The 25,025-nt window shown below is 59.4% G+C and carries 20 protein-coding genes; 7 read left to right on the top strand and 13 right to left on the bottom strand.

The features are described from left to right. Nucleotides 1–1,047: 1,047 nt before the first annotated feature. Entirely contained in the window at nucleotides 1,048–1,332 is a 285-nt protein-coding gene (locus ACUZ9P_RS06705) for a hypothetical protein (protein WP_449249133.1), read from the bottom strand. 298 nt (nucleotides 1,333–1,630) lie between these two features. On the opposite strand from ACUZ9P_RS06705, the gene ACUZ9P_RS06700 reads away from it, so the two are divergent. The 4 genes from ACUZ9P_RS06700 (at nucleotide 1,631) to ACUZ9P_RS06685 (ending at nucleotide 6,508) form a co-directional block, all read left to right on the top strand. Continuing rightward, nucleotides 1,631–2,473, top strand: a complete 843-nt coding sequence (locus ACUZ9P_RS06700) for a sulfide/dihydroorotate dehydrogenase-like FAD/NAD-binding protein (RefSeq protein ID WP_449249132.1) — start codon at nucleotides 1,631–1,633, stop codon at nucleotides 2,471–2,473. Next, nucleotides 2,463–3,881 carry an NADPH-dependent glutamate synthase gene (gene gltA, locus ACUZ9P_RS06695; protein ID WP_449249131.1) on the top strand — a complete coding sequence of 473 codons (1,419 nt, stop codon included), beginning with the start codon at nucleotides 2,463–2,465 and terminating at the stop codon, nucleotides 3,879–3,881. The genes ACUZ9P_RS06700 and gltA overlap by 11 nt, the downstream gene beginning before the upstream one ends. A 284-nt stretch (nucleotides 3,882–4,165) precedes the next feature. After that, nucleotides 4,166–4,993, top strand: a complete 828-nt coding sequence (locus tag ACUZ9P_RS06690) for a histidinol-phosphatase (RefSeq protein WP_449249130.1) — start codon at nucleotides 4,166–4,168, stop codon at nucleotides 4,991–4,993. A 33-nt stretch (nucleotides 4,994–5,026) separates the two neighbouring features. Then, a complete protein-coding gene (locus tag ACUZ9P_RS06685; protein WP_449249129.1) occupies nucleotides 5,027–6,508 on the top strand; it encodes an ATP-binding cassette domain-containing protein in 1,482 nt (493 codons plus the stop codon). Nucleotides 6,509–6,511: 3 nt separating this feature from the next. On the opposite strand, the gene ACUZ9P_RS06680 is transcribed toward ACUZ9P_RS06685, so the two are convergent. Then, entirely contained in the window at nucleotides 6,512–7,156 is a 645-nt protein-coding gene (locus tag ACUZ9P_RS06680; RefSeq protein WP_449249128.1) for a DedA family protein, read from the bottom strand. An 84-nt stretch (nucleotides 7,157–7,240) separates the two neighbouring features. Between ACUZ9P_RS06680 and ACUZ9P_RS06675 the strand changes: the two genes are divergently transcribed. The 3 genes from ACUZ9P_RS06675 to ACUZ9P_RS06665 all read left to right on the top strand — a co-directional run bounded on the left by ACUZ9P_RS06675 (nucleotide 7,241) and on the right by ACUZ9P_RS06665 (nucleotide 9,705). Continuing rightward, the gene (locus ACUZ9P_RS06675; protein ID WP_449249127.1) at nucleotides 7,241–8,365 is read left to right on the top strand and encodes an alpha/beta hydrolase family protein; all 1,125 of its coding nucleotides are present in this window, start codon (nucleotides 7,241–7,243) and stop codon (nucleotides 8,363–8,365) included. A 129-nt stretch (nucleotides 8,366–8,494) separates the two neighbouring features. Then, nucleotides 8,495–9,061 carry a hypothetical protein gene (locus tag ACUZ9P_RS06670; RefSeq protein WP_449249126.1) on the top strand — a complete coding sequence of 189 codons (567 nt, stop codon included), beginning with the start codon at nucleotides 8,495–8,497 and terminating at the stop codon, nucleotides 9,059–9,061. 239 nt (nucleotides 9,062–9,300) lie between these two features. Further along, the gene (locus ACUZ9P_RS06665) at nucleotides 9,301–9,705 is read left to right on the top strand and encodes a hypothetical protein (protein WP_449249125.1); all 405 of its coding nucleotides are present in this window, start codon (nucleotides 9,301–9,303) and stop codon (nucleotides 9,703–9,705) included. 368 nt (nucleotides 9,706–10,073) lie between these two features. Here the strand turns inward: ACUZ9P_RS06665 and ldhH are convergent, their stop codons facing one another. From ldhH to ACUZ9P_RS06610, 11 genes are all read right to left on the bottom strand, one after another. Next, the gene (gene ldhH, locus ACUZ9P_RS06660; protein WP_449249124.1) at nucleotides 10,074–12,224 is read right to left on the bottom strand and encodes an L-lactate dehydrogenase (quinone) large subunit LdhH; all 2,151 of its coding nucleotides are present in this window, start codon (nucleotides 12,222–12,224) and stop codon (nucleotides 10,074–10,076) included. Between the two features lie 3 nt (nucleotides 12,225–12,227). Then, nucleotides 12,228–12,854, bottom strand: a complete 627-nt coding sequence (locus ACUZ9P_RS06655; RefSeq protein WP_298995468.1) for a LutC/YkgG family protein — start codon at nucleotides 12,852–12,854, stop codon at nucleotides 12,228–12,230. A 246-nt stretch (nucleotides 12,855–13,100) separates the two neighbouring features. After that, nucleotides 13,101–14,396: a (Fe-S)-binding protein gene (locus tag ACUZ9P_RS06650; RefSeq protein WP_209818642.1), complete on the bottom strand. Its 1,296-nt coding sequence runs from the start codon at nucleotides 14,394–14,396 to the stop codon at nucleotides 13,101–13,103. A gap of 120 nt (nucleotides 14,397–14,516) precedes the next feature. Continuing rightward, nucleotides 14,517–15,902 (bottom strand): FAD-binding oxidoreductase, encoded by a 1,386-nt coding sequence (locus ACUZ9P_RS06645; RefSeq protein ID WP_022657748.1) that lies wholly within the window; start codon nucleotides 15,900–15,902, stop codon nucleotides 14,517–14,519. Nucleotides 15,903–16,498: 596 nt separating this feature from the next. Beyond that, nucleotides 16,499–17,059, bottom strand: coding sequence for a cytochrome b/b6 domain-containing protein (locus tag ACUZ9P_RS06640; RefSeq protein ID WP_449249123.1), 561 nt, complete (start codon nucleotides 17,057–17,059; stop codon nucleotides 16,499–16,501). Between the two features lie 111 nt (nucleotides 17,060–17,170). Beyond that, the gene (locus tag ACUZ9P_RS06635; RefSeq protein WP_449249122.1) at nucleotides 17,171–18,385 is read right to left on the bottom strand and encodes a bifunctional 3,4-dihydroxy-2-butanone-4-phosphate synthase/GTP cyclohydrolase II; all 1,215 of its coding nucleotides are present in this window, start codon (nucleotides 18,383–18,385) and stop codon (nucleotides 17,171–17,173) included. A gap of 163 nt (nucleotides 18,386–18,548) precedes the next feature. Further along, nucleotides 18,549–19,340 (bottom strand): YkgJ family cysteine cluster protein, encoded by a 792-nt coding sequence (locus ACUZ9P_RS06630; RefSeq protein ID WP_449249121.1) that lies wholly within the window; start codon nucleotides 19,338–19,340, stop codon nucleotides 18,549–18,551. 18 nt (nucleotides 19,341–19,358) lie between these two features. Then, entirely contained in the window at nucleotides 19,359–22,517 is a 3,159-nt protein-coding gene (locus tag ACUZ9P_RS06625) for an efflux RND transporter permease subunit (protein ID WP_449249120.1), read from the bottom strand. 157 nt (nucleotides 22,518–22,674) lie between these two features. Then, the gene (locus ACUZ9P_RS06620; RefSeq protein WP_449249119.1) at nucleotides 22,675–23,421 is read right to left on the bottom strand and encodes a sulfite exporter TauE/SafE family protein; all 747 of its coding nucleotides are present in this window, start codon (nucleotides 23,419–23,421) and stop codon (nucleotides 22,675–22,677) included. Between the two features lie 7 nt (nucleotides 23,422–23,428). Beyond that, nucleotides 23,429–24,499, bottom strand: a complete 1,071-nt coding sequence (locus ACUZ9P_RS06615; RefSeq protein WP_449249118.1) for a CobD/CbiB family cobalamin biosynthesis protein — start codon at nucleotides 24,497–24,499, stop codon at nucleotides 23,429–23,431. Beyond that, the gene (locus ACUZ9P_RS06610; protein ID WP_022657741.1) at nucleotides 24,496–24,969 is read right to left on the bottom strand and encodes a tRNA (cytidine(34)-2'-O)-methyltransferase; all 474 of its coding nucleotides are present in this window, start codon (nucleotides 24,967–24,969) and stop codon (nucleotides 24,496–24,498) included. Before ACUZ9P_RS06610 ends, ACUZ9P_RS06615 begins: the two co-directional genes overlap by 4 nt. Nucleotides 24,970–25,025 lie beyond the last annotated feature (56 nt).

Below are 25,025 nucleotides of genomic sequence, written 5' to 3'. Positions count from 1 at the left end.
TAACCTCGGCCAAAGACACGAAAAGATTTCGCTATCGGCGCGGCAAAGCCGCGACCGGCTCAAACTTTTCGGTGCTGCCGCTGCACGACAGCACGAGAGGCGGGCCATCGCTGACTGAAGATATTTGCGGCGCATAAAACGCGAGAGGCAGAGGCCCCACGCCCCCGCTACAGGCGCAATGCGCCGAGGATAACCTCGGCCAAAGACACGAAAAGATTTCGCTATCGAAAAAGCCGCGACACGAACAGCACGAGAGGCGGGCCATCGCTGACTGAAGATAGTTGCGACGCATAAAACGCGAGAGGCAGAGGCCCCACGGCAATGCGCCGAGGACCGGCTAAAGGCACGAAAAGCTTCCGCTGTCGGCGCGGCAAAGCCGCGACCGGCTCAATCTTTTCGGTGCTGCCGCTGCACGACAGCACGAGAGGCGGGCCATCGCTGACTGAAGATATTTGCGACGCATAAAACGCGAGAGGCAGAGGCCCCACGCCCCCGCTACAGGCGCAATGCGCCGAGGATAACCTCGGCTAAAGGCACGAAAAGATTTCGCTATCGGCGCGGCAAAAGCCGCGACCGGCTCAAACTTTTCGGTGCTGCCGCTGCACGACAGCACGAGAGGCGGGCCATCGCTGACTGAAGATATTTGCGACGCATAAAACGCGAGAGGCAGAGGCCCCACGCCCCCGCTACAGGCGCAATGCGCCGAGGATAACCTCGGCTAAAGACACGAAAAGATTTCGCTATCGGCGCGGCAAAGCCGCGACCGGCTCAAACTTTTCGGTGCTGCCGCTGCACGACAGCACGAGAGGCGGGCCATCGCTGACTGAAGATATTTGCGGCGCATAAAACGCGAGAGGCAGAGGCCCCACGCCCCCGCCTCTCTATGAGTGGAGAATTCGTCATGGATTGCGGACTGCCATGCCCCCTATCATGTCACGGAAAAGTGATGCTAGTGGTTTGTGTTCTGCAATGCCGCGTTAATGATGCATTGAGAACGCATGGTCGTTCTGCATCCGGGCCGGAGTTCAACGTAGAATTCCGTCCGGTTTATTGTTCGGGCGCGTCAGGAACGCGCCTCACAAGAGCCAGGGCCAGCAAGGCCGGAGACATCCTGGGCATCTGGGCAGGTCTGCGCAGCTGCCGCCGCACAAAACCCGCCATGTCCAAAGCCATATCCGCGTCAGTCAAAGCTGAGCGGCATGCCTTTTTGTTTTCTTCCAGAACTGCAAGATACCGCTCAACCAGCCTCAGATCACGATTATGTGATGGATTATCGGCCGATTCAGGCGGCGAGGCTCCCAACTGGAAAACGTCACCGATGTGTTGCGACATGACCATTCCTCCATGAATGGATCACTTGCTTCCTTGCAAAGGGGTTGGCCCCGTCCGCCTCCTTGTTTGGTTTTGTACCTTCTCCCCTTCCCCACTCGTCAAGATTTTTATCGGAACATTAGGCCAAATCTTTAGGCTACGTCTAAAAAAAAGACCCATTGCATGCCCGCAAGCGCAAAGTAAAAACGGAGAACAAATTATATCAGTCATGTAAAAGAGATACGATAAAACTGTTACTTGCAAGTAATTTCGATCGCAGCTACCATGCAGCAACTCAGATGCCTGACGAGGAGAACCTATGCCAACACCTATATTGCACAAGGAAAGCCTGATCCCGGGCAAAACCAGCAAACTGGTGCTCCACGCGCCGCAAATCGCGCTGAAAGCGCGCCCCGGCCACTTCGTCATGCTGCGCATGAGCGAACAGGGCGAGCGCATTCCGCTGACCATTGCAGATACTGACCGGGAAAACGGCACCATTACCATAGTGTATCTGGTTATGGGCAAGAGTACCGCCATGCTTGAAGCGCTCGGCGTTGGAGATGCCATTCTTGACGTCTGCGGCCCCCTGGGCCACCCCACCCATATTGAAAAACGCGGCACGGTCGTATGCGTGGGCGGCGGCACCGGTATTGCCGCCATGCACCACATCGCCAAGGGCCATGCCCGCATCGGCAACAAGGTCGTGGGCGTTATCGGCGCTCGCAGCAAAGACCTGCTGCTCTTTGAAAACGAGCTCAAATCCTTTGTGGATGAACTGCTTGTTTCCACGGACGATGGCAGCTACGGCCACAAGGGCCTTGTTACCGAGCTTCTGCGCGACCGGCTGGAAAAGGACAAGGACGTGTTTGAAGTCGTGGCGGTCGGCCCCGTGCCAATGATGGCCGCCGTGGCGGAAACCACGCGCCCCTTTGGCGTCAAGACCACGGTCAGCCTCAACCCCATCATGGTTGACGGCATCGGCATGTGCGGCGCCTGCCGCGTCACCGTGGGCGGCAAAACCAAGTTCGCCTGTGTGGACGGCCCCGAATTTGACGGTCACGAAGTGGATTTTCCCGAACTGCGCCGCCGCCTGGCCGCCTACCGGGAGCAGGAAACCATTTCCATTGAAGAATACCGGAGAGTCAGCCATGGAGAATAGCAAACCCAAAAAGACCGTGGCTCCCCGTGTGGACATGCCCTGCCAGCCCGCAAATGTGCGCCGCGCCAATTTTGAAGAAGTCGCCCTTGGCTACACCAAGGAAATGGCTCAGACCGAGGCCAGCCGCTGCCTTCAGTGCAAAAAGCCCCTGTGCGTCTCGGGCTGCCCTGTTGAAGTGCCCATCCGCGACTTTATCCATCAGGTTGCCGAAGGCAACATGGACGCCGCCTACCGCATCATCAAGACCACCAACAGCCTCCCCGCCGTGTGCGGGCGCGTGTGCCCCCAGGAGCACCAGTGCGAAGGCAAGTGCGTACTCAAGGCCAAGGGTCAGCCCGTGGCCATTGGTCGCCTTGAGCGCTTTGTGGCAGACACGTATATCGCCACCACAGCCTGTGAGCAGGTGACCGGCACCAATGCCTGCGCCCTGCCCCTGGGAGCCAAAAAGGTGGCCTGCATCGGCTCCGGCCCTTCGTCCCTGACCTGTGCTGGCGTGTGCGCCACCTCAGGCATCAAGGTCGATGTGTTTGAAGCCCTGCACGAGCCCGGCGGCGTGCTTATTTACGGCATCCCCGCCTTCCGTCTGCCCAAGAATGTGGTAGCCACGGAAATCAACGGCCTGCGTCAGGCCGGTGTGGACTTCCACCTCAATTCCGTGGGTGGCCGCACCATTGATATTGACGACCTGCGCAAGGAATACGATGCCATTTTCATCGGCGTTGGCGCTGGTCTGCCCGTCTTTTTGGGCGTTCCCGGCGAAAATCTGGTGGGCGTGTTCTCCGCTAACGAATACCTCACCCGCGTCAACCTTGGCCGCGCCTACAACTTCCCCTCGCAGGACACTCCGGCCTACCCCGGCAAGCACGTTACCGTGTTCGGCGCGGGCAACGTGGCCATGGACGCGGCGCGCACAGCCCTGCGCATGGGCGCGGAAAGCGTGCATGTGGTCTATCGCCGCACAAGGGCCGAAATGCCCGCCCGTCTGGAAGAGCTGGAGCATGCGGAGGAAGAAGGCGTGCAGTTTGCCATGCTTTCCGCCCCGCTGCGCTTCAACGGCGATGCGGAAATGCGCCTTCAGTCCGTAACCCTGCAGCGTATGGAACTGGGCGAGCCCGATGCTTCTGGCCGCCGCAGGCCAGTGCCGGTGGAAGGCTCGGAATACGATCTGCCCACCGACCTTGCCATTGTGGCTCTGGGCACTCGTTCCAACCCCATCCTCCTCGAGGCTACCCCTGAGCTCAAGCTGAACAAGTGGGGCTACATCGAGGCCGATGAGGCCACTGGCGAAACCTCCATTCCCAACGTCTTTGCGGGCGGCGACATCGTCACCGGCGCAGCCACGGTCATTCTGGCCATGGGCGCGGGGCGCAAGGCCGGACAGGAAATAGTCAAAAGAATCGCAGGCTGATTGCAGCCCGGCATCTGATAAAAGGGGGGCCTCCGCTGGAGGCTCCCTTTTTTCATAGCCCATCGACAAAAACAGGCAGCAATTCCGCCTGCCCAGTGGCCTCGGCTTGCCAGACCGGCTGTTCGCGGTCATACTCAAACCAGAGGTCACACCAGCACCAGACCTGCCGCCCCCTGCGCCGCTATGGCAGGCCCTCTTATATCGACAACATCCCCTTTCAGGGGCCGGAATGTCATTCTCCGGCGGGCCAAGGGCGCGGCCCGGGCATATTCAGGAAGATCAGCATGATTCTCGCAGACCTGCACACGCACACCAAGTATTCGCACGGCGGCAACACTCCGGCAGAAATGTACGCTGCCGCCCAAGCCAAGGGGCTAGAGTACATGGGTTTTACCGAGCATTCGCCCCGGCCCGTGGGCTTTGACTACACCCACGAATACCGCGAGCAGCTGACCCGCCACCTGCCGGACTACGAGCGCGAGGTTTGCGCCCTCAAGGCCGCCAACCTTAATGGCCCCTGCCGCGTTTTGTTCGGCATGGAAATGGACTGGCTTGAAGGGCAGGAGGACTACACACGCGCCTCCTGCGCCGCCTTTGACTTTGATTACCTGCTGGGGAGCGTGCATTTTATCGGTCACTGGGGCTTTGACGATGGCGCTGAGCCGTGGAAAGCCTTTTCGCAGGAAGAATGCGACAAGCAGTACCAGGCCTATTTTGAAGCCTGGGAACGCATGATCCTATCCGGCCTCTTCAACATTGCCGCGCACCCTGACCTCATCAAGATTTTCTCTGTGGAGCAGTTCCACATCTGGCTGGCAAAGCCGGAAAGCATGGCGCTGGTGCAGCGCGGCCTTGCGGCCCTGCAACGTATGGGCATGAGCATGGAGATATCTTCCGCTGGTCTGCGCAAGGCCTGCCGCGAAATTTACCCCGCACCGCCCATCATGCTTATGGCCGCGCAAATGGGCTTGCCCGTGAGTTTTGCCTCGGATGCGCACGGCACCGATGACGTGGGCTACGGCTTTGCCCGGCTGGCCTCCTACGCGCGCGCCTTCGGCTTTGCCGAGTACACCATTTTTAATCGGGGCCAGCGGATTGTGCTGCCCCTGTAAAACGGCGCATGCCTTTGACACCACGGATCACGTATGTCAGAAATTATTGTATCCATTGACGACGTAAGTCTTTTCCTGCCCGGCGACGCCAGCCAGAAGCATGTGCTGCACGAGATCAACTGGCAGGTGCGGCGCGGCGCGCACTGCGCACTCATTGGCCCCAATGGCTCGGGCAAGTCCACCCTGCTGCGGCTCATGCGCGGCGAGCTGTGGCCCGCCCACGGGCGCATCCAGTGGCACGGGCCTGACGGCCCGGAAGACTCCCCACTGGCGGGCAGGGGCATGACAAGCCTTGTCTCTCCTGCGCAGCAGGAAAACTATCAACGGCAGGCCTGGGATCTCACAGGCCGCGACCTGCTGCTTACAGGCTTTGAAGATACCCCCCTGGTCTATGCCGACAGCACGGCCTACAGGCGGCAGGCTGTGGAAGACATGGCCGCGCGCCTTGACGCCGAAGGCCTGCTTGAACGCACTGTACCCACATTTTCGCAGGGGCAGCTGCGTTTGCTGCTGCTTGGCCGCGCCCTCCTGCGCGCGCCTACCCTACTGCTGCTTGACGAGTGCGATGAAGGCCTTGACGAACGCTATCGCCAGATTTTCTTTGAGACCCTCGGTGAATACGCCAGCCGCTGCACGGTTGTAATGACGGCGCACCGCGCCGCCAATATTCCCGATTGGTGCGCTGGCCGCCGTTATGTGCGTAATGGCCGCCTGCTCACGGCGCCGCCTGCGTCTGAGGCCAGCGAAGAAGCGCCGAAGATGCCGCAGAACGACAATGCCTCTGGCGTTGCGGAGCACGTGCTCAACGGCGGGCACGCCATGCTTGATCTGGATAACGTCACCGTATTCATTGATCGGCAGGAAGTGCTGCACGACATCAGCTGGAGCATGCATCAGGGCGAAAACTGGCGCATCACCGGGGCCAACGGCTCGGGCAAATCCACTTTGCTGCGCCTGCTGGCTGGGGATGAATTTGTTGCTGCCGGGGGCAGATTTGACCGCTGGCTGCCCGGTCAGGGCGGGCAGGTAGATACCCTTGAAGCCCTGCGCAAGGGAGTGCGCCTTGTGTCAGATCTTTCGCAGGCTCTGTACGGCTATTCCCTCAATGCGCTTGATATGGTCTGCACGGGTTTTGACAACAGCATAGGCGTATACCGCCGTTTTTCTGATGCCGAACGGGCCGAGGCCGCAAGCCGCATGGCCCAGATGTTCCCCAATGAAAGCGCCTCGGGGCTGAAGCAGCTTGGGCGGCAATCCATCCGCCATCTGTCCACGGGTCAGTTGCGCCGCCTGTTCCTGGCGCGCGCATTGGTGGGCGGGCCGGATATCCTGCTGCTAGATGAACCCTGCTCCGGCCTGGATGCGCCAAGCCGCGCCCAGTACCTGCATTTGCTGGATCAGCTTGCCTTGCAGGGCGTCCAGATGGTTTTTGTCTCCCACCATAATGAAGACGCCCCCCTGTGCATCAACAGGGAGGCGCATATGGAAGGCGGACGCCTGCGTGTGGTGCTGTAGGGCCTAATCCTTACCCTTCCCAAATTTGGAGCGCGCTACTTCAATAACAACGGGTAGCACGGAAACAATGATGATGCCGTAAACAATCAGGCTGAAGTTCTGCCGCGCCCATTCCAGGTTACCGAGGAAGTACCCGGCGGAAACCAGCCCGCCCACCCAGAGTACGCAGCCCGTGATGTTGAACAGAAAAAACGTGGGCGGATGCATCAGGGCAATGCCCGCCACAAAGGGCGCAAAGGTACGCACAATGGGCACAAAGCGGGCCAGCACGATAGCCTTGCCGCCGTGCCTCTCGTAAAAGCCGTGCGCCTTGAGCAGGTGGGACTTTTTGATAAGGCGGTTCTCGCGCGAAAAGATGGCCGGGCCCACATGCCGCCCGATAAAGTAATTCACCGCATCGCCCAGTATGCCCGCCGCCAGCAGTACGCCCATCACTTCGCCATAGCCCAGCAGCCCGGCCCCGGCCACCACACCGGAGGCAAACAGCAGGGAATCGCCTGGCAGGAAGGGGGTTACCACAAGGCCTGTTTCGCAAAAAACAATGACGAACAGTATGGCGTAAAGCCACAGCCCGTACTGATCGGCAAGCTCAAACAAATGCACGTCTATGTGCAGAATAAAACTGACAAAGCTGCTCAGTAGTTCCATAAAGGCTGATCTCCCTCATCGGGCGCATTGGCGCGCCTTCGGTCTGCTCTTGTACCCCAAGGCCGCTTGTGGCACAACACAGCCATGCGCGTACTCACCACCATAGCTGTCCTTGCCCTGCTCCTGTTCGCTCCTGCCGCCAATGCCGCCGACACCTATATGGTCGGCTTCAGAACGCTTGGCCAGTGGTCGCCGGAAACAGGCCTGCGCCTGGATGTGAATGTGTGGTATCCATCATCTCGCCCGCCGCGTGATCTCAACTATGCTCCGTGGGAGATTTCCGCCTCCCGCGCAGGCAAGGCTGTGGACGGGCGTTTTCCCCTGCTTCTGCTCTCGCACGATACCGCAGGAACGCGTTTTTCCTACCATGATACCGCCGCCTGGCTGGCATCGCTGGGCTTTGTGGTGGCTGCCCCCAATCACCCTGGCGACAACATGGACAACATGGACAACCTGTTGACCTGGCAGCAGCTTGAAAACCGTGCGCACGAACTTTCTGGCAGCATTGACCTGCTCCTGCATGATCCCGAAGTGGAGCCCAGCATTGACGCTTCGCGCATCGGAGCAATCGGCTTTGGCGTTGGCGGCGCGGCGGCTTTGTTGCTGGGCGGTGCACTGCCCGACTGCGAGGGCTGGGCCAGCTATTGCTCGCGCACAGCTCCAAACGACATGTATTGCAATACCTGGGCTCGCGAGCGCATGGAATCGCTGTGCAAAAACCTGCCGCTCACACGCAGCCTCGCCGACACGCGCATTCACGCCATCGCGGCGGTGGCGCCCGGTTTTGGCATGCTGTTTTCGCGCCAGTCGTTCCACTGGTTCTACCCGCCGCTGTTGATTATGGCCGCGCCCAATGACAGCCTGAACAACCCAGCCCTGCATGCGCGGCGCATATTTGAACTTATGGATAAAAAACCTCGATGGTTGAGCCTGCCGCAGGCCGACACGGGCGCGCTCATGGCGCCATGCCCCGAGTCTCTGGCCATGGAGTTGCCTGAACTGTGCCGCTCGGTCACTGAAGAAACACGCGGGGCAATCCACAGACGCATGACGGAATCCCTGGGCGATTTTTTTCTGCACTACCTTGGCAATGCCCAGAATCTGCCCCAGATTCCACCGCCGCCCGACCTTACGCCGCAGCCGCAAAAGGCAGCGCCAGAGCCAACTACGCCGCCTGCGCCAAAATCCAAAAAGCGCCGCCCCGGATAGGCTTGTAAAGGCATATTACATGCGCCTTCACAGTCTCCTTGACAATTGCCGCGCGCCTCACTAAAGGGTGTGACATGGCGGTAGAATCATACCGTAACATGCAAATTTCCCTATCCGGAACAGGATGATATGCGGAACACACTTTATTTGTTCTGTTTTTTACTGACTGCCCTTGTCCCTGCAACCGCCTGGAGCATAGACAGCCAGGGTTTGCCAGAACAACAAGGCTGGGTGGTCATGCCAGCTGGCGCGCGCCCTGCCTACTTTGGCATACACGGCGGCACCATGCCCGTCAGCCTGCTTGTGTACGGCGACGGCTCTTCGCTTGTGACCTTTGTTGGGCGCACCGGCAACGACTTTATTGATGTGCTGCGCAGGGCCGAAGTCTCCATGCCAAGCCTGCTCAACGCCACCTCACAGCGCTCGGCCGCTGGAAAAAACGTCTCGCCTTCGGCCAATGCCACCGCTGTTCTTATGGCTGGTTCTTCTTCAAGCAGCCTTCCGGTGTTCAATGTCAGCGGCGAGAGACTCTCACACATGGATGTTCCGCCCGGACAGCTTCAACCCTTCGGGCTTTCCGACAAGGCGCTATCTATCGAAGGCGAAGTAACAGCCCCTCAGAGGCTGTCTACAGTGAAGCAGTACCGCCTACTTTTTCAGCCGCAATATCTGCAACCACGGCGCAACCAGCGTTAGCCTAATTGCAAAAAGCAACCTTTACTTTTAGCAAAAAATCAAAAAAACTTTTTTACAGTTTAAAGGACATAATAAGTAGACTGCTTAAATAATTTTAGTTTCAAACTCGGCCTTTTAACACTGCTTATAATCACAGCCTGCCCTGAACAAGAGCGGGCTTTTTTTTCGCCTGCTTGATTTGAATATTTATAGAAGATAAGCTATCTCCAAGCAGAACATTTTGTCTCAGGAGCCAAGCTATGCCGCTTTCAGATCATTTAGAACTTATGCAGCGCCTCTGTGCCAAAGCAGGACAGGGTCATGAGTGCCCCTTCGATAAACACTTTCGTTCAGGCATTATGTCACTCAAGGAATTCAGCACGGATTATGATGCCATAGTTGACGAGCACAACCCCTTTTATCAGGAATTTACAAAATACCTGAACCAGGATGCCCTGGAGACTGACGATCTGTTTTCGCTTTTTGAATGTCTGGTGATCTTTATCCGCATGCGCCAGATGGCACGCTCCGGGCTTGAACTCAGCCCCGAGGAGCAGAGTGTGCTGGACTATTTTGAATCATGCGGTGAGTGGGCGTCACGTGACAATACGCTTGTGAGCAACTGGTACTGGAAGCAACTCCCAGGTAAACAACGCAGTCATTAGAAGAACAGAATTCTACAAAGGGTTATCCAGACAATCCACCAGACGCCAGCCCGATCTATGCGCAAAGGCCGCCCAGCAATGCTGAGCGGCCTTTACAACATATGTGCTGCGGCTATGCCGCCAGCATTCTAAAACACTCCAGGATTAAGCATCACCAGCACGGTGCAGATAATGCCCACCTGGCGCCGCTGGACGTGAAAGGCCAAAACGTGCGGCGCGCAGAACCTCATCTTCCCAAGCAGCTCAACACGGAAATTTGAAAAAGATATAGGTGCGGCCCTCCCCACAGTGGAGAACCGCACCTTCCCTCAACTTTCCTGCGGATGAAGAGCCTTGGCTTTCAATCCGCAGGAAGATGTTTCGTTGGATTATTTTTTCAGGTTTTCAGCCAGAAGCTCGGCAATATGATCGACCTTGATCTTGAGGCCCTGCTTTTCAGCACCGCCACGGATCTGCATGACGCAGCCGGGGCAGTCCACCACCAGGCGGTCAGCGCCGGTGGCCTTCATGTTGGCGATCTTCTTGTCCAGCAACTGGGCGGAGATTTCGGGGAACTTCACTGAGTAGCTGCCGCCAAAGCCGCAACACACTTCTTCTTCCTCGCAAGGCACGTATTCAGCCGCATCGCCAATAAGCTCGCGAGGGGCCTTTTTGACGCCCAGGCCACGGCACAGGTGGCAAGCGGCGTGGTAGGTGACCTTCTGCGCAGACTTGTTGAAGTCCTCAGCCTTGAGGCCCAGCACGTCATGCACAAAGGAGCTGAAGTCGATAATCTTGGACGCAAAGGCCTGAGCTTCCACAGTCGAGAAATCATTGTCGAGAATTTCAGGATAGTGGTGCGTAAGATGACCGGCGCAGCTGGCGCACAGCGTGATGATGTAGTCGTAGTTGCCGCCACGGAAGGCCGCAATGTTCTGCTTGGCCACATCCATGGAGGTTTTGCGCTGGCCCATCATTTCGAGGGGCAAGCCGCAGCAGGACTGTTCCATGGGGAAGTCCACGGCCACGTTCTTGGCGGCCAGAATCTTCACGCAGGCTTCCAGTTCTTCGGGGTAGATGAAGTCCTGGGCGCAGCCAGCGAAGATAGCCACACGATAGGTGGGGTTCTGCACCTTGGGGGCCAGTTCGGGCCAACGGTCGCGGAAGGACTTGTTTGCAATGGCGGGCAGAGCCTTGAAGTTGTGCTTGCCAAGGAAGACGGCAGGCAGATGGCGCTGGAACTGCGCCCCACGAGTGAAGGGCTTCTGGGCGAAGCTGGCGAACTTGAGCAGCTTGTGGAACAGCTTGCGGTTCTTCATCACAGCGGAAAGCAGGTTGGCTTCGATGGGCGCGCCCTGCTCCACGTTGAGGCGCGAGCGCACTTCGCGGATAAGACGCGGCAGGTCGATGCCGCCAGCGCACACATTGGCGCACGATTCGCAGCCCATGCAGTTCTGGCTGAGAATACGCGCACGATCCTTGCCGTGGAAGAAGTAGGTAAGGATCAGGCCGATGGCGCCAATGTAGATGTAGCCCATCTTGTGGCCGCCCACGAGGCGGTACACGGGGCAGACGTTGGCGCAAGCGCCGCAGCGCACGCAGCGGAACACCTGCGAGAACAGGGGATCCTTGGCGATTTCGGTACGGCCGTTATCGAGGAAGATAACATGCAGAATCTTTTTATCGTCGGCATTGGCCGCGCAGGGGCCTGCGCCGCACATCCAGGTAACATAGGAGGTAAGGCGCTGGGCGGTGGCGTTGCGGGGCAGCACCTGAAGGGCCACCAGGGCATCGTCCAGCTTGGCAACGAGCTTGTCCAGACCGGCAATGGCAACGTGCACACGCGGCAGGGTCGTAACCATGCGGGCGTTGCCTTCGTTGGTCACGGTGGAGATCGCGCCGTTTTCGGCCACGGCAAAGTTACAGCCGCTCACGCCCATGTCGGCGGCGATGAACTTGCGGCGCAACTGCACGCGGGCCACCTTGACCAGACGCTGCACGTCAGAATCCTGCTTGACGCCGGTGGCCTTGGTGAAGTCGTCCGCCACCTGATAACGCGAAAGGTGGATGGCGGGCATAACCATGTGCGAAGGACCTTCGTGGCGCAGCTGGATGATCCATTCGCCAAGGTCGGTTTCGTCCACGATCAGGCCGTTGCCTTCCAGCGCGGTGTTCAGGCCGATTTCTTCGGCGGTCATGGACTTGGACTTGACCACCTTCTTCACTTTGTTTTCTTTGGCGATGCGAACGATCATGTCGTTGGCTTCGGCAGCGGTGGCGGCACGGTGCACGTGCACGCCGCGCTTTTCAGCTTCGGCCTTGAACTGAGCGTACAGTTCGTCCATGTGCTGACAGGCGTAGTCCTTGGCGTCGGCGATCTGCTTGATCAGCGCTTTCTCGTCCACTTCCTTGAACACGGCTTCGCGGTTGGCGCGGTAGGCCACGGCAAAGGTATCAAGCGTGCGACGCAAAAATTCGTCGTTCAGGGCTTCGTCCAGTTCCTTATGATATCCCGATGAGCTCTTGAGGGCGTCATGCATGGGTTAGTCCTCCAGCAGAATGATATGCAGTTCCAGCGGCCCATGCACGCCCACGGCAGCCACGCGCTCAATGTCGGCGGTACGGCTGGGGCCAGTCACCAGGGTGGTGTACGTGGCAGTACCTTCGTTCATGCGCTCGCGCAGCAACTGGGCTATGGAGGGCAGATCGGGGTAGATGGTGGACTTGCGCAGCATCAGCACGGAAACTTCCGAGATCATGCCCGTAAGGCGCACGTCTTCGCTGTCGGTATTGAGCAGGCAGGTGCCGCTGGCGGCAACGCCAAGCTCGGCAGTGGAGACGCCCACGTCAATACCGGCAAGATAGTTGCGCAGCCCTTCACGAATGCACAGAAAACCTTTTTCTTCACAGGCAGCTGCCAGCGCGGCAAAGTCGGCGTCGCCAAGCTGCGGCGCTGCCACCACACGCTGCACGCGCGTGGGAACCTTATTGGGGCCAAGGGGGCCTTGTTCCGTGCCGGGTTCGTCAGCCAAAAGCTCTGCGGGAGCCTTGTTGGCGCAAACGTCCACAACATACTGCAAGGCGGCTGCCATGTTGGGCACTTCCTGCACTACGGCGTTAACAGCCGCAGCCTTGGCGGAAAAGGCTTCTACCAATTCCTGATGTGTCATAAACAACTCCTTTTTCAAAACACGCCGGGTTCTTGAACCATGCAGCTTCGCCGCGAAAAGTAGTGTGCAGAGGGCCGGATTCACCCGCTGCCATTGTTTGCGCTCATATTCCTGCGAACGGCGTAACACGCCCATAACTTCCGAAACAAACCCCCACGGCTCTTCTTCAGATGGGCATTCTGGCAGAATAACCGCCGGGTTGATAAACGCGGCGGAGGAACCACAGTCCCCCGCCGCGCTCACATGTTACTTCAGGCTTTCAGCGTACAACTCCACAGTGTGCTTGACGCGCACGGAGTCATGGTTGTGCGAAAGCACGTCCTCAAGCTGCATCATGCAGGCAGGGCAGCCGGCGGCCACAATCTTGGCTCCGGAAGCCACCACATTGTTGCGCTTGCGCTGGCCGATCTTGCGCGAATAGTCGTAGTGGAAGAGGTTGAACGATCCGCCGCAGCCGCAGCAGCGGTCAGCTTCGGCCATTTCCGTAATTTTGTAGGCCGGGTTGGCCGCAACAACGGAACGGGGCTGGCTGACAACTCCAAGCGACTTTTTGAGGTGGCAAGAATCGTGGTAGGTCACGCTGACGGCGTTTTCCTGAGCCTGCTCGGCGGGCTGCACCTTGAGCACATCCACCAGGAAGGCATTGATGTCCATGGCCTTGGCGGCCAGTTCTTCAATCTTGTGCTTTTCGGCAGAACCCAGACGGTGCGCGTAGCGGGGCCACAGTTCCTTGACCGTGGAGGTGCAGGAACCGCAGGGGCTGAGGATATAGTCGAAGTCGCCGTTTTTGAGGGCTTCCACGTTCACGCGCATCTGCTCCACCATGCCCTTGGCATCACCGGACGAAAGCGCCGGAATACCACAGCAGGTGAGATTTTTGGGCATGAACACGGCCACGTTGTGATAACGCAGCACCTTCAGGCAGGCTTCTGCCATATCTGTGTACATTTTGTCGCCCACGCAACCGGGGAAGAACGCCACCTTGAGCCCGCCAGCGCGGCGTGGCTCGTCAAGCGCGCCGTAGCGGGCGTGCAGAGGCGTTTTTGCCAGGGGGTGGATGTGACGGTCGCCCAGCATGAAGTTGAGCAGAGGCGCACACACGGTACCCTGCGCGTCGTTGCTCGAGCCAAAGATAAGGCCCTGCATGGGCGCGCCAACGCGCATGGCGAAGTTGAAGAGGCCAGGCTTGGTCAGAAGCGAACGGAAGATCATCTTCTTGACCGGGTGCAGGCCAATGAACTCGTTTACGATTTCACGGGCTTCCATGAAGACGTCCATAATCTGGACGCCGGGCGGGCAGGACGCCTGACAGGAACCGCACAAAAGGCAGCGGCCCAGTTTTTCGGCCACAGCCGCAGGGTCATGAATCATCTCATGGGCCAGGTTGTCAATAAGGGCTAGCTTGCCGCGAGCCACGTCAGCTTCCATACCGGTGGCGCCGAACATGGGGCACACGGCCTGGCACATGCCGCATTTCATGCAGGCAGTGATCCTGTCGTCCAGGGCCATAAGGCGCTGGGCCAGTTCGTGCATAGTACTCATGAAACGCTCCTGGAGCGGTTGAATTTTAGCTCTTGCCCGGTAGCGCCCGCACTGGGCGGGCAGCCCCCGGAAAAGACGGGGGCCAAAAGACCCCGCCTCTGCAATGCCGGAGCGAACTGCCTAGATGCCCACCAGCTTGGTGGAGTTAAGCAGTCCCTTGGGGTCAAGAGCCCGGCGCAGCCGCTGCGAGAACAGAATGGTGCCGCGTGAGGTTTCCTTTTCCATCCACTTGGACTTGGCGGTGCCGATGCCGTGTTCGCCGGAGAGCGTACCCTTCAGCTTGATAGCCGTATCGAACATTTCGTCGATGGCTTCTTCCACGCGCTTGAATTCGTCGGCGTCGCGCTTGTCGCACAAGAATGTGGGGTGCAGGTTGCCATCGCCAGCGTGACCAAAGGTGCCCACTTCAAGGCGATACTTGGCCGCGATGTCGTTGACGGCCTTGACCATGGCAGGGATCTGCGAACGCGGCACGGTGGCGTCTTCAAGCACGGTGGTGGGACGGGCGCGGGCCAGCACGGGCAGGGCCATGCGACGGGCTTCCCACAGCTTGAACTTTTCGGCTGCGTCCTTGGGCACGTGCACGGCGGTGGCGTGATTGGCCTTCAGCACCTTTTCAACGGCTTCGGCATCGTCAGCAACCTGGGCGGGGTGGCCGTCCACTTCGATGAGCAGGATGGCACCCGCTTCGCGCGGCAGACCAGCCTTGGTGAAGTCGTCAACACGCACGATGGTGTTATTGTCGAGGAATTCGAGAGTACAGGGCACAACGTGGGCGGCAATGATGCCAGCCACGGCGTCAGCGGCGTCCTGCACGTCAGAGAACACTGCCATCAAGGCCTTGGAGGCCTTGGGCGGCGGCACGAGCTTGAGAATGGCTTCAGAAATAATGCCCAGCGTGCCTTCAGACTGCACCATCATGCCGGCGAGGTTGTAACCGGTAACGCACTTGACCGTGCGCGAACCGGATTTGACCACTTCGCCCGTGGCGTCGAAAAATTCGATGCCCATGAGGTAATCCTTGGTAACGCCGTACTTGAGACCGCGCAGGCCGCCAGCGTTTTCAGCAATGTTGCCCGCAAGGGTGGACACTGCCTGGGAACCCGGATCGGGGGGGTAAAAAAGATTTTTTTTGGCAACGGTAGCCGCAAATTCAGCAGTAATGACGCCCGGTTCCACCACAGCGTAGAGGTCGTCAGAATTGATTTCAATGATGCGGTTAAGGCCGGTGGTCAGAATAACCACAGTTTCAGATTTGTCCGGGATGGTGCCGCCGGAAAGGTTGGTTCCCGCGCCGCGCACGGTCATGGGGATACCGTTGTCATACAGTTTTTTCACACACTGGCCGAGCTGCTCCTTGGTAGTGGGGCGCACCACCAAAGAAGGCATGACTGGCGGCAGCACCGCAGAATCATACGAATAGCTCATGCGGTCGGCTTCGGAACTGAACACGTTTTCCTTGCCGATCATGTCTTCAAAATCCTTAATCAACGCCTGGCTTGCCATAAGGCCTCCTTAAAAGTCCGTCATGAACGTCTTTATGGTAAGGCACAGACCTCGCGCCCCTTGCGCGGGCCTGACAGATTTGGATTCCCATACGGTTGTTTGAACAGTCGGTCAACTTTTTTACGAGAATGAAGTCGTATAGCGTTGTTTGACAAGTTTGCAAAGGGCACGAGCCAAAAAACTTTGGTATCACAGTCTGACATTCTCGCAAAAAGCTTGCCTACTGTCGTTGCTCCCATACCGGGGCAATGCGATCTGCATCATTGCAATTCAAATCGTTTTAAACAGTTAAGCCTTATACGCGGTATTGTGAAGACGCAGTGCCCACAAAGTTTCCTGCCGTCTGACGGGAAGGAAAACATAAAAAAAATTCTGCGGCTGTCATGAAAAAAGATATTCCGTGTTCTCCCAACGGATCGCAAAACTCAACCAGAGAGGAGACGTGAAAAGGACGGCCCATTGCCAGGCAGACATGCCGGAATCAGGCGATTGTGAGGATGTGGCGGCGCAGCGCGCGCCGCCACAAAAAAATACCGCTGCCAATAGCTGCCGTCAACGGCAGATACCAGCGGATATGCCCGAACGGACAGATTTTGCTAGCTTGCCTGAGGCTTTTTTGTCGCGGCCTGCTTCCAAAAGAAAAAATGCCCCAGCGCCATGCCGCCATGCCCAACGGCATAGGCCATCAAAAGCCATACAAAGATGCTGTGCAGGCTTGCCGCAGTGTGCGACACATCACCCATCTGCCACGAGCGGAACCACCACAGACCCGTGAGCAGGGCCATGCTCAAGGCGCCCATGCCAAGCCCCTGCACAACACAGGCAAGCCCCTTGGGGCGCGGCGCGATAATCAGCTTGCCGCTGCGTATGGCCGCAACGTCCCTGCCAAGCTGATCCATGTCGCCCCACAGATAGGGAAAGTAGTGGCGCGGCCCCCGCATGCCAAGCCCACATGCCACAAGCCCAAATCCCAGCACGCACAACACAAGGCCCAGAATCATGTGGACAGTGCCAAGGCCAAAAAGTTGCGTCAGCACCTGCACCATTATCAGGCAGACCACCAGCGCGTGCAAAAAACGCAGCACCGGGGGCTGAAAAAATCCGAGAAACTTCCACAGCAAACCCAACTGGGTTTTCAGCATTTCACCCAAGCCCATAGCGTCGCTCCCTGTTTTGCACCTTTTCAAGAACGGCGGCGCAACGGCGCGCCTGTGGCTTCAATCCCTGCAAAAAGACAAGCGCCGCCCCAAGGGGGCGGCGCAACATATCTAATGGAGGCACGAGCATGAAAGCATGTGCGCCATCTTTTCCTTCTTGGTACGCAGATAGTTTTCATTCTCCGGGCAGGCTTCCATTTCAATGGATACCCGCTCCACAATCTCGATGCCGTAGCCGGAAAGCCCCACAATCTTTTTGGGGTTATTGGTCAGCAGACGGATCTTGTGGATGCCCAGGTCAACCAGCATCTGCGCGCCAGTGCCGTAGTCGCGCAAATCCGGGGGGAAGCCCAGCTTGCGGTTGGCTTCGACCGTGTCGTAGCCTTCATCCTGCAAGGCGTAGGCCTTGATCTTGTTGGCGAGGCCGATGCCGCGCCCTTCCTGACGCATGTAGAGCAGCGCGCCGCGTCCTTCTTTTTCAATCTGGCGCAGGGCAGCACCCAACTGGCCGCCGCAATCGCAACGCAGTGAACCCAGGGCATCGCCCGTGAGGCATTCGCTGTGGATGCGCGTCAGCACCGGCTCCGGCGTGGAAAGGTCGCCCTTCACAAGAGCCAGATGCGTGCCGGGTTCATTTTCGCTTTCATAGGCAATGACCGAGAATTCGCCAAAACGCGTGGGCAGGTGGGCCTGCGCCACGCGGCGCACGGAAACCTGACCCCGGTCAAGGCGGTAACGGATGAGATCCTTGACCGCGGCAATCTTGAGGCCATGTTCTTCGGCAAAAATTTCAAGGTCGGGCATACGTGCCATGGTGCCGTCGTCGCGCATGATTTCGCAGATGACAGACGCAGGCTTGAGCCCGGCCAGACGGGAAAGGTCAACGCCGCCTTCGGTCTGCCCGGCGCGCGAAAGCACGCCGCCAGCCTTGGCCCGCAGGGGGAAGATATGGCCGGGGGTGACGATGTCGTCAGGCCGCACATTGTCTGCCACGGCAGCCAGAATGGTCGTGGCGCGGTCGGCGGCGGAAATGCCCGTGGTCACGCCCTCGCGGGCTTCAATGGAAATGGTGAAGTTGGTGCCAAAGCGCGAGCCGTTGCGCTGGGTCATCAGGGGCAATTGCAAGCGGTCGATGATTTCGGGAGCCATAGGCAGGCAGATGAGCCCCCTGCCGAACTTGGCCATAAAATTGATGGCTTCCGGAGTCACATGCTCGGCTGCCATGGTGAGGTCGCCTTCGTTTTCGCGGCCTTCGTCATCTACCAGAATAATCATTTTGCCCTGCCGGATGTCGGCAATGGCCTCTTCAATACTGCACAATGGCATGTTGCTTCCTTCATTGCCCGCCTGGGGGCGTGATTTTTTTACTTTCATCAAAGGTTAGGTACGGAGGTCTGTTCTGTCAACCGCAGGCAGGGCAAACGCCCAGCGCCTTTCTGCCCGCAAAAGGGGCAGGGCCGCCACGCAGAGGCAACTCGCCCGCGCTGGGCTAACTGCCCGAAACAGGCTTGAGGCCTACCTCTGCCAACAGATCCTTGACCGACCTGCCGAACAAAAAGGGTAACATGGCGCGGGGGACGCCTGCGCGCTCCACGCAAAGGTCGCGAAAAGCGGCGTCCAAGCGGGCGGCTTCGCCCAGTTCCGCCACGGCGGCTTCCCGTTCGCTACCCTCCAGCGGGCCTTGCTCCGCATAACGCTCCACCGTCAGGCCTTGCGCCTGCTGCGGAAAAAATCCCAGCCTGTCGGCCAGTTCAAGCACCGCCCGCACAGAAACCTGCTCTTCATGCGCGCTCACAAGGTCAGGCAGCAATGCCCTGCTGGCAGCACTCAGGGTGGAAAATCCGGGGATCCCGTCGGCCAGCGCGTTCAGAGCCGCATAGCGCCCAAGGTGCGAGGCCTTGGCAAGCAGCATTTCCAGCGGTCCGGTGTCCATGCAGAACAGGGCCGTGCATTGCGCAGGGCGCTGTTCATAGATGCCGCAGCCCGCGCCTTCACGATAATAGCGGCAGCGCCATGGGTGCACCCTGCCGCCGGGCCCGGCAATCTTGATACGTTCCCCTTCCAGTGGCCGCAATGCCTTGCGCGCGTCGTCCCGTGCCCACTCCCCGGCGCGCAGGCACACCAGAGCTTCAAGGGTCAAGGTGCCGGAAACCAGCAATGCGGCGTCGCTCAGCATCAGGGTCGGCCCGCCCAGCAGGCAGCAGGTGCCGCAGCGCCTGCAAACAGGCGCTCCGCCGGAATCGGCGGGCATGGATGAAAAAGAGGAATTCTGCATACTCATAGGTTCTCCAGGGCCGGATCAGTGCGAAGGAGGAAAGGGTTGCCCTTTCTCCGCAGGCTCCTGCCGGTTCTGCTTGAAACGCCCGCCCCAGAGGCGTCCCAGCCTGCGGGAGAGTTTTTCCATATAATAGTAGTACACTGGCGTGATGTAGAGCGTGACCAGCTGCGAAAAACACAGCCCGCCCACCACAGCCAGACCCAGCGCACGGCGGGCGTCGGCCCCCGCGCCAATGCCCACGGCAATGGGCAGCGCGCCCATGAGCGCGGCCACGGTGGTCATCATGATAGGCCGAAAGCGCACATGACAGCCCTGGGTAATGGCTGCCAGCGGGTCAAGGGACGGATTCTTCTTCTGCGCTTCCAGTGCGAAATCGAGCATCATGATGGCGTTTTTCTTTACAATGCCAAGCAGCATGATGATGCCCACAAAACCGTACAGATCAAGCTCCATGCCGAACAGCCACAGGGTCGCCAGCGCGCCAAAACCCGCCGATGGCAAGCCGGAAAGAATGGTGAACGGGTGGATGAAGCTCTCGTACAAAATGCCCAACACAAGATAAATGACCACAATGGCCAGCACAAGCAGCCAGCCCATACCCTTGAGCGAACTCTGGAAGGCCTGCGCAGTGCCCTGCGATTCTGCGGTCACCGTATCGGGCAGCAGCGGGCGCGCCGCCGCCTCCACCGCGCCCACGCCCTGACTGAGCGAAATACCGGGGCGCAGGTTGTACGAGATGGTCACGGAGGGGAACTGCCCGTTGTGGTTAACCGCGATGGGGCCAACCCCGGTGGAAAACTGGGCCAGGGTATTCAGCGGTACAAGATCGCCGCCCTTGGAGCGCACATAGAGCCGCGAAAGGGCCGAGCGATCTTTCTGGAAGGGTTTTTGCAATTCCACAAAGACCGAATAGTCGTCCGTAGGCGCGTAAATTGTCGAAACCTCGCGAGAACCGTAGGCCGACTGCAGGGCCAGTTCTATCTGCTGCGGGGTCACGCCTAGCGCTGCGGCGCGGTTGCGGTCAATGGTCACGCGCAGCTCAGGATTCTTGAGTTGCAGGTCGCTGTTGACGTCCTGTAATTCCGGCAGCTTGCGCAGGGCATCCTCAATGCGCTGGGCGCTTTCAAAAAGCGAGCCCATATCCGGCCCAAACAGCGTGTATTGATACAGAGCCTTGGACGCACGGCCGCCAATGCTGATGGTGGGCGGCACACGCACAAATACGCGCATGGAAGGCGATGTGTTGAGATCCTTGCGCAGCTTCTGGGCCACGGCCTCAATGCCGGGGCGTTTATCGTGCTCCGCAAGCCGCATGAGCAGAATGCCGTTGTTCATGCTCTGGCTGCCGCCCACAATGCCCACAATGGAGTTGTAGGCCGCCACATGGGCGGAGGATTCCAGCATGGGGTCAAGGCTGTGCTGCGCCCGTACCATGCCCTCAAAGGACACGCCCTGCTCCGCCTCGGTGCTTGCCTGCAACAGGCCCATGTCTTCCGTGGGCAAAAATCCCTTGGGAATAATCATGCCCAGCCAAACTGTCAGGGCCAACAGGCCAAACGAGGCCAGCAGGGTGATGCGCCGATGGCGCAGCGCCACGTCCAGCGAACGGGCGTACAGGTCGGCCAGCCTGTCAAAACATCGTTCAAGCGCGCCGTACAGCCCGCTCACGGCAGGCTTGTGCCCGGCCATGTTCCGCCCCTGCGCCTTCAAAAAATAGGCGCAGAGCATGGGCGTGAGCGTGAGCGAAACCACGCCGGAACTCAGGATTGCGGCAATGATGACCACCGCGAATTCGCGGAACAGCCGCCCCACAATGCCGCCCATGAACAGCACGGGAATGAACACCGCCGCCAGCGAGAGCGTCATGGAAACAATGGTGAAGCCGATCTCCGCCGAGCCGTCAAAAGCCGCAGTCTGCGGGTCCTTGCCCATTTCCTGATGCCGCACGATATTTTCAAGCATGACGATGGCATCGTCCACCACAAAACCCACGGCAAGGGTCAGGGCCATGAGCGAGAGGTTGTCCAGGCTGTAGCCCAGCACAGACATGACGGCAAAGGTCGAAATAACCGACATGGGCAGAGCAAGGCTGGGAATGATGGTGGCGGGCAGGTTACGCAAAAAGATAAAGATGACCAGCACCACCAGAAATACCGTAAGCACCAGAGTGAATTTTACGTCCGCCACGGATTCGCGGATGGATTCGGAGCGGTCGTAAAAAACCTCCACCTTGGCGGAGGGCGGCAACTGCTTTTCCAGCGCGGGCAACAGGGCGCGGATGGAATCCACCACCTGCACGGTATTGGTGCCGGGCTGGCGCTCCACGGCCAGCATGATGCTGGGCGCGCCGCCGTTGCTCCAGGTGAGCTGCTTGTCCTGCTTGAAGCTGTCCACCACTTCGCCCAAATCGCGCAGGCGCACAGGCGCGCCGTTGCGGTAGGCCACCACCGCGTCGCTGAAGGCGCGGGCGTTCATAAGCTGGCCCGAAGATTTGATGGAATCAGCCCGGTGCGACCCTTCCAGCGAGCCTGTGGGCAGCATGCTGTTGGCTGCGGCAACAGCCTCTGCCACCTCGTCAATGCCAAGGCCGCGTGTAGCCAGCTCGTCCGGATTCAGCTGCACGCGCACGGCGTACTGCTTCTGCCCGTAAATGACCACCTGGGCCACGCCGTCCACCATGGAAAGGCGCTGGCCGATGAGCGTGTCCGCGTATTCATTGAGCACATAGAGCGGCAAGGTGGCAGACGATACGCGCAATTGCAGGATGGGCAGATCGGCGGGGTTCACCTTGCGGAAGCTCGGCGGCACGGTCATGTTGGAGGGCAAACGGCGCTGGGCAAGGCCTATGGCCGACTGCACGTCCAGAGCCGCGGCATCGATATTGCGGTCAAGGGCAAACTGGATAGTGATGCGTGTGCGGCCTGTGGAATTGACCGATGAAATGGAATCGATGCCCGCAATGGTGAAAAATTCTTTTTCCAGCGGCGTAGCCACGGAGGAGGCCATGGTTTCCGGGTCGGCCCCGGCAAGCTCGGCCTGCACCTGAATGGTGGGAAAATCCACCGTGGGCAACTGGTTTACAGGCAGGTTGCGGTACCCCGACACGCCAAAAAAGAGCATGCCCAGCATTATCAGCACAGTGGCCACAGGGCGGCGGATAAAAAGCGCGGCGATATTCATGCGGCCCCCCTCGGGGAATGCAACGGACGGCACACTTGCCTTGCGGCAAAGGGGCAGCCCGAATCAGGTCTGCCCGTGGAAAACAATCAACGTCTGAGCCACTCGCCTTGTGGCGGCCAAAGCCCGCCCAAGCCTGCTTTGGAAAAATCCATTTCGATCAATTCAAAAAATACTGCTCCAGTTCGCGCAGCAGCAGAAACAGGCCAAGCAAGCAGCATACGCCGCCAATGAGGGTGCGCAGCATGCCCGTTGGCGTGCGTTTTGCCAGAACCACGCCGCATGCAAAACCAGCGATTTCAAGAATGCATACTATCGGCAACAGGGCAAAATCCACATGCCCGTCAGCTATATTGCCCACGGTGCCAAACAGGGCTGTAACCACCTGATACGGCATGGCAAGGCCCACAGCCGTCATGGGGGCAACCCCGGCGGCTATCATCCAGGGTATGGTCAGCACCGGGCCGCCAGCGCCGGTCATGCCCGCCAGAAAGCCCGTGCTCGCCCCGATGAAAAAAAATCCCGCTCTGCTCTGCCAAAAAACGCTGCCGCCAGCCTTTGGGGGCCGCAATACGCAAAAGCCCGCAAACAGGATGATGCCCGCAAGCAAAATCACCAGCGGCTTTGCGTTGATGCTGGCGTTGAGCACGGCCCCCGGCAGAGCCGCGAGGCCGCCGATCATAAAGGGCGTGGCCCGCGACCAGTCCACATGGCCCAAACGGCGGTACATGACGGTTCCCACCAGCCCAATGGGCAAAAAGGATGCCAGCGCCGTCCCCATGGCCTCGTGCGGCTCAAGCCCGCTCAGCAGGATCAGCCCCGGAGGAACAAGAATACCGCCTACGCCCGTAAGCCCAACCAGAATACCCACCAGCAGGCATACAGCACCCAGCACTATTAACAACATATCTTCCTCAAAAATTAGGCAGACTGACCACCATGAAGCACAGCCAGAGCGTTAGTCCCCCACACAAGGCGCTATAGCGCAAGAGTTCGCAAAGCGCCAGCAAGCGCTTGCGATCCCAGGGCGCGGCCTCGTCCTGCTCCGGCCCGAGCCAGGGTTTTGGCGTCAGCGTGCCAAAGTACACGGACGGCCCGCCCATGCGCGCGCCGCACAGCCATGCGCAGACCGTCATGGACCAGCCGGAATTGGGGCTTGGCATGCCCACGGCCTGTCGGGCTACAACCAGGAAACCGGGCCAGCGGCCTTGCCAGTGGCGTACAGGCCGCATCTTGCCGGGCAAAAAGCGCAGATGATGCTCACAGAAGGCCGCGCATCTGTCCGCAAGGCAGGCCGCGCAGGCCGACAAGCGGGCAGGAACGTAGGCCAGCGCATCATCGCCGCGCGCCCCGGCCCAGCCCAGCCAGCGCCACTTTTCCGTCACGTAGCCCCACATGGAATCAGTTGTGCTCACGGCCTTGTAGCACCACATGGCCACAGGCCCGCCCACGAGCAGCCAGAAAAAAGGAGCCATAAAGGCGTCCGTAAGATTTTCAGAAAGCGTATCGGCCAGGGTTTTGCGCATGAGGGGCCGATCCATGCTGGATGTATCCCTGCTGACCAACCACGAAAGCGCTTCGCGCGCTTGCGGCTCGTCATAGTGTTCCACCCGGCGCAGCACCTCCTGCCCGGTACGCAGCAAACTGCCCAGGGCAAGCCCGGCCCAGGCCAGATACAGGGCCAGCAGCGGACCAACCACCGGCAAGGAAACCAGCCCCCAAGCAACCGCGCCCGTCAGGCCCACAAGCACTGCCAGGGCAACTGCCCCGGCAAAGCGCCCGCGCTGGCGTTCGACATCCGGCCCGTTCTTGCGCATAAAGTGCCGCGCCGGGGCTTCCAGCCAGTTCAGCAGCTTGCCCACCGCGCAGACAGGGTGCCGCCACGGCAGGTCAGGGTCGCCCAGCCAGAGATCAAAAATCAGGGCCAGAGGGGCAAGCCACCAGCATTCCCACACGGAATAGGGGAATAGCTGCGCCAGACTCACGCCCAATCCTCCATGAGACCGGTGCGGGCCAGGGCCATGTACAGCACAATGCCCGCCGATGTGGAAAGATTGAGGCTGCGCACGCGGCCCTCCAGCATGGGAATACGGATGCGGTGGGGCGAAAGCGCCAGGATTTCCTGCGGCAGACCGCGCGTTTCCGGCCCGAACACAAGGCAGTCCTCCGGTTCAAAGGCAAACTGGTGCGCCGGGGCGCTGACCTGCCCTTTCTTGGCCGAGGTCAGCACAAGGCGCGCGCCCTGCTGCCCCTGCGCCGCAAAGGCGGCCCAATCGGGCCAGACGCGCAGCCGCACGTTGGGCCAGTAATCCAGCCCCGCGCGCTTGAGGTAGCGGTCTTCAAGCTTGAAGCCCAGAGGCTCAATGAGGTTCAGGGTGGTATCCGTAGCGGCGCACAGCCGGGCGATATTGCCTGTATTGGGGGGAATTTCCGGCTCAAAAAGAACTATCTGCATGGTGTAGCTGACTGGTGGTAATAAGGTGAATGACTCAGACTGGAAGTGCCAGCCAT

The organism is Desulfovibrio intestinivivus (assembly GCF_053570665.1).
This window is presented reverse-complemented; position numbering and strand designations above follow the sequence as displayed.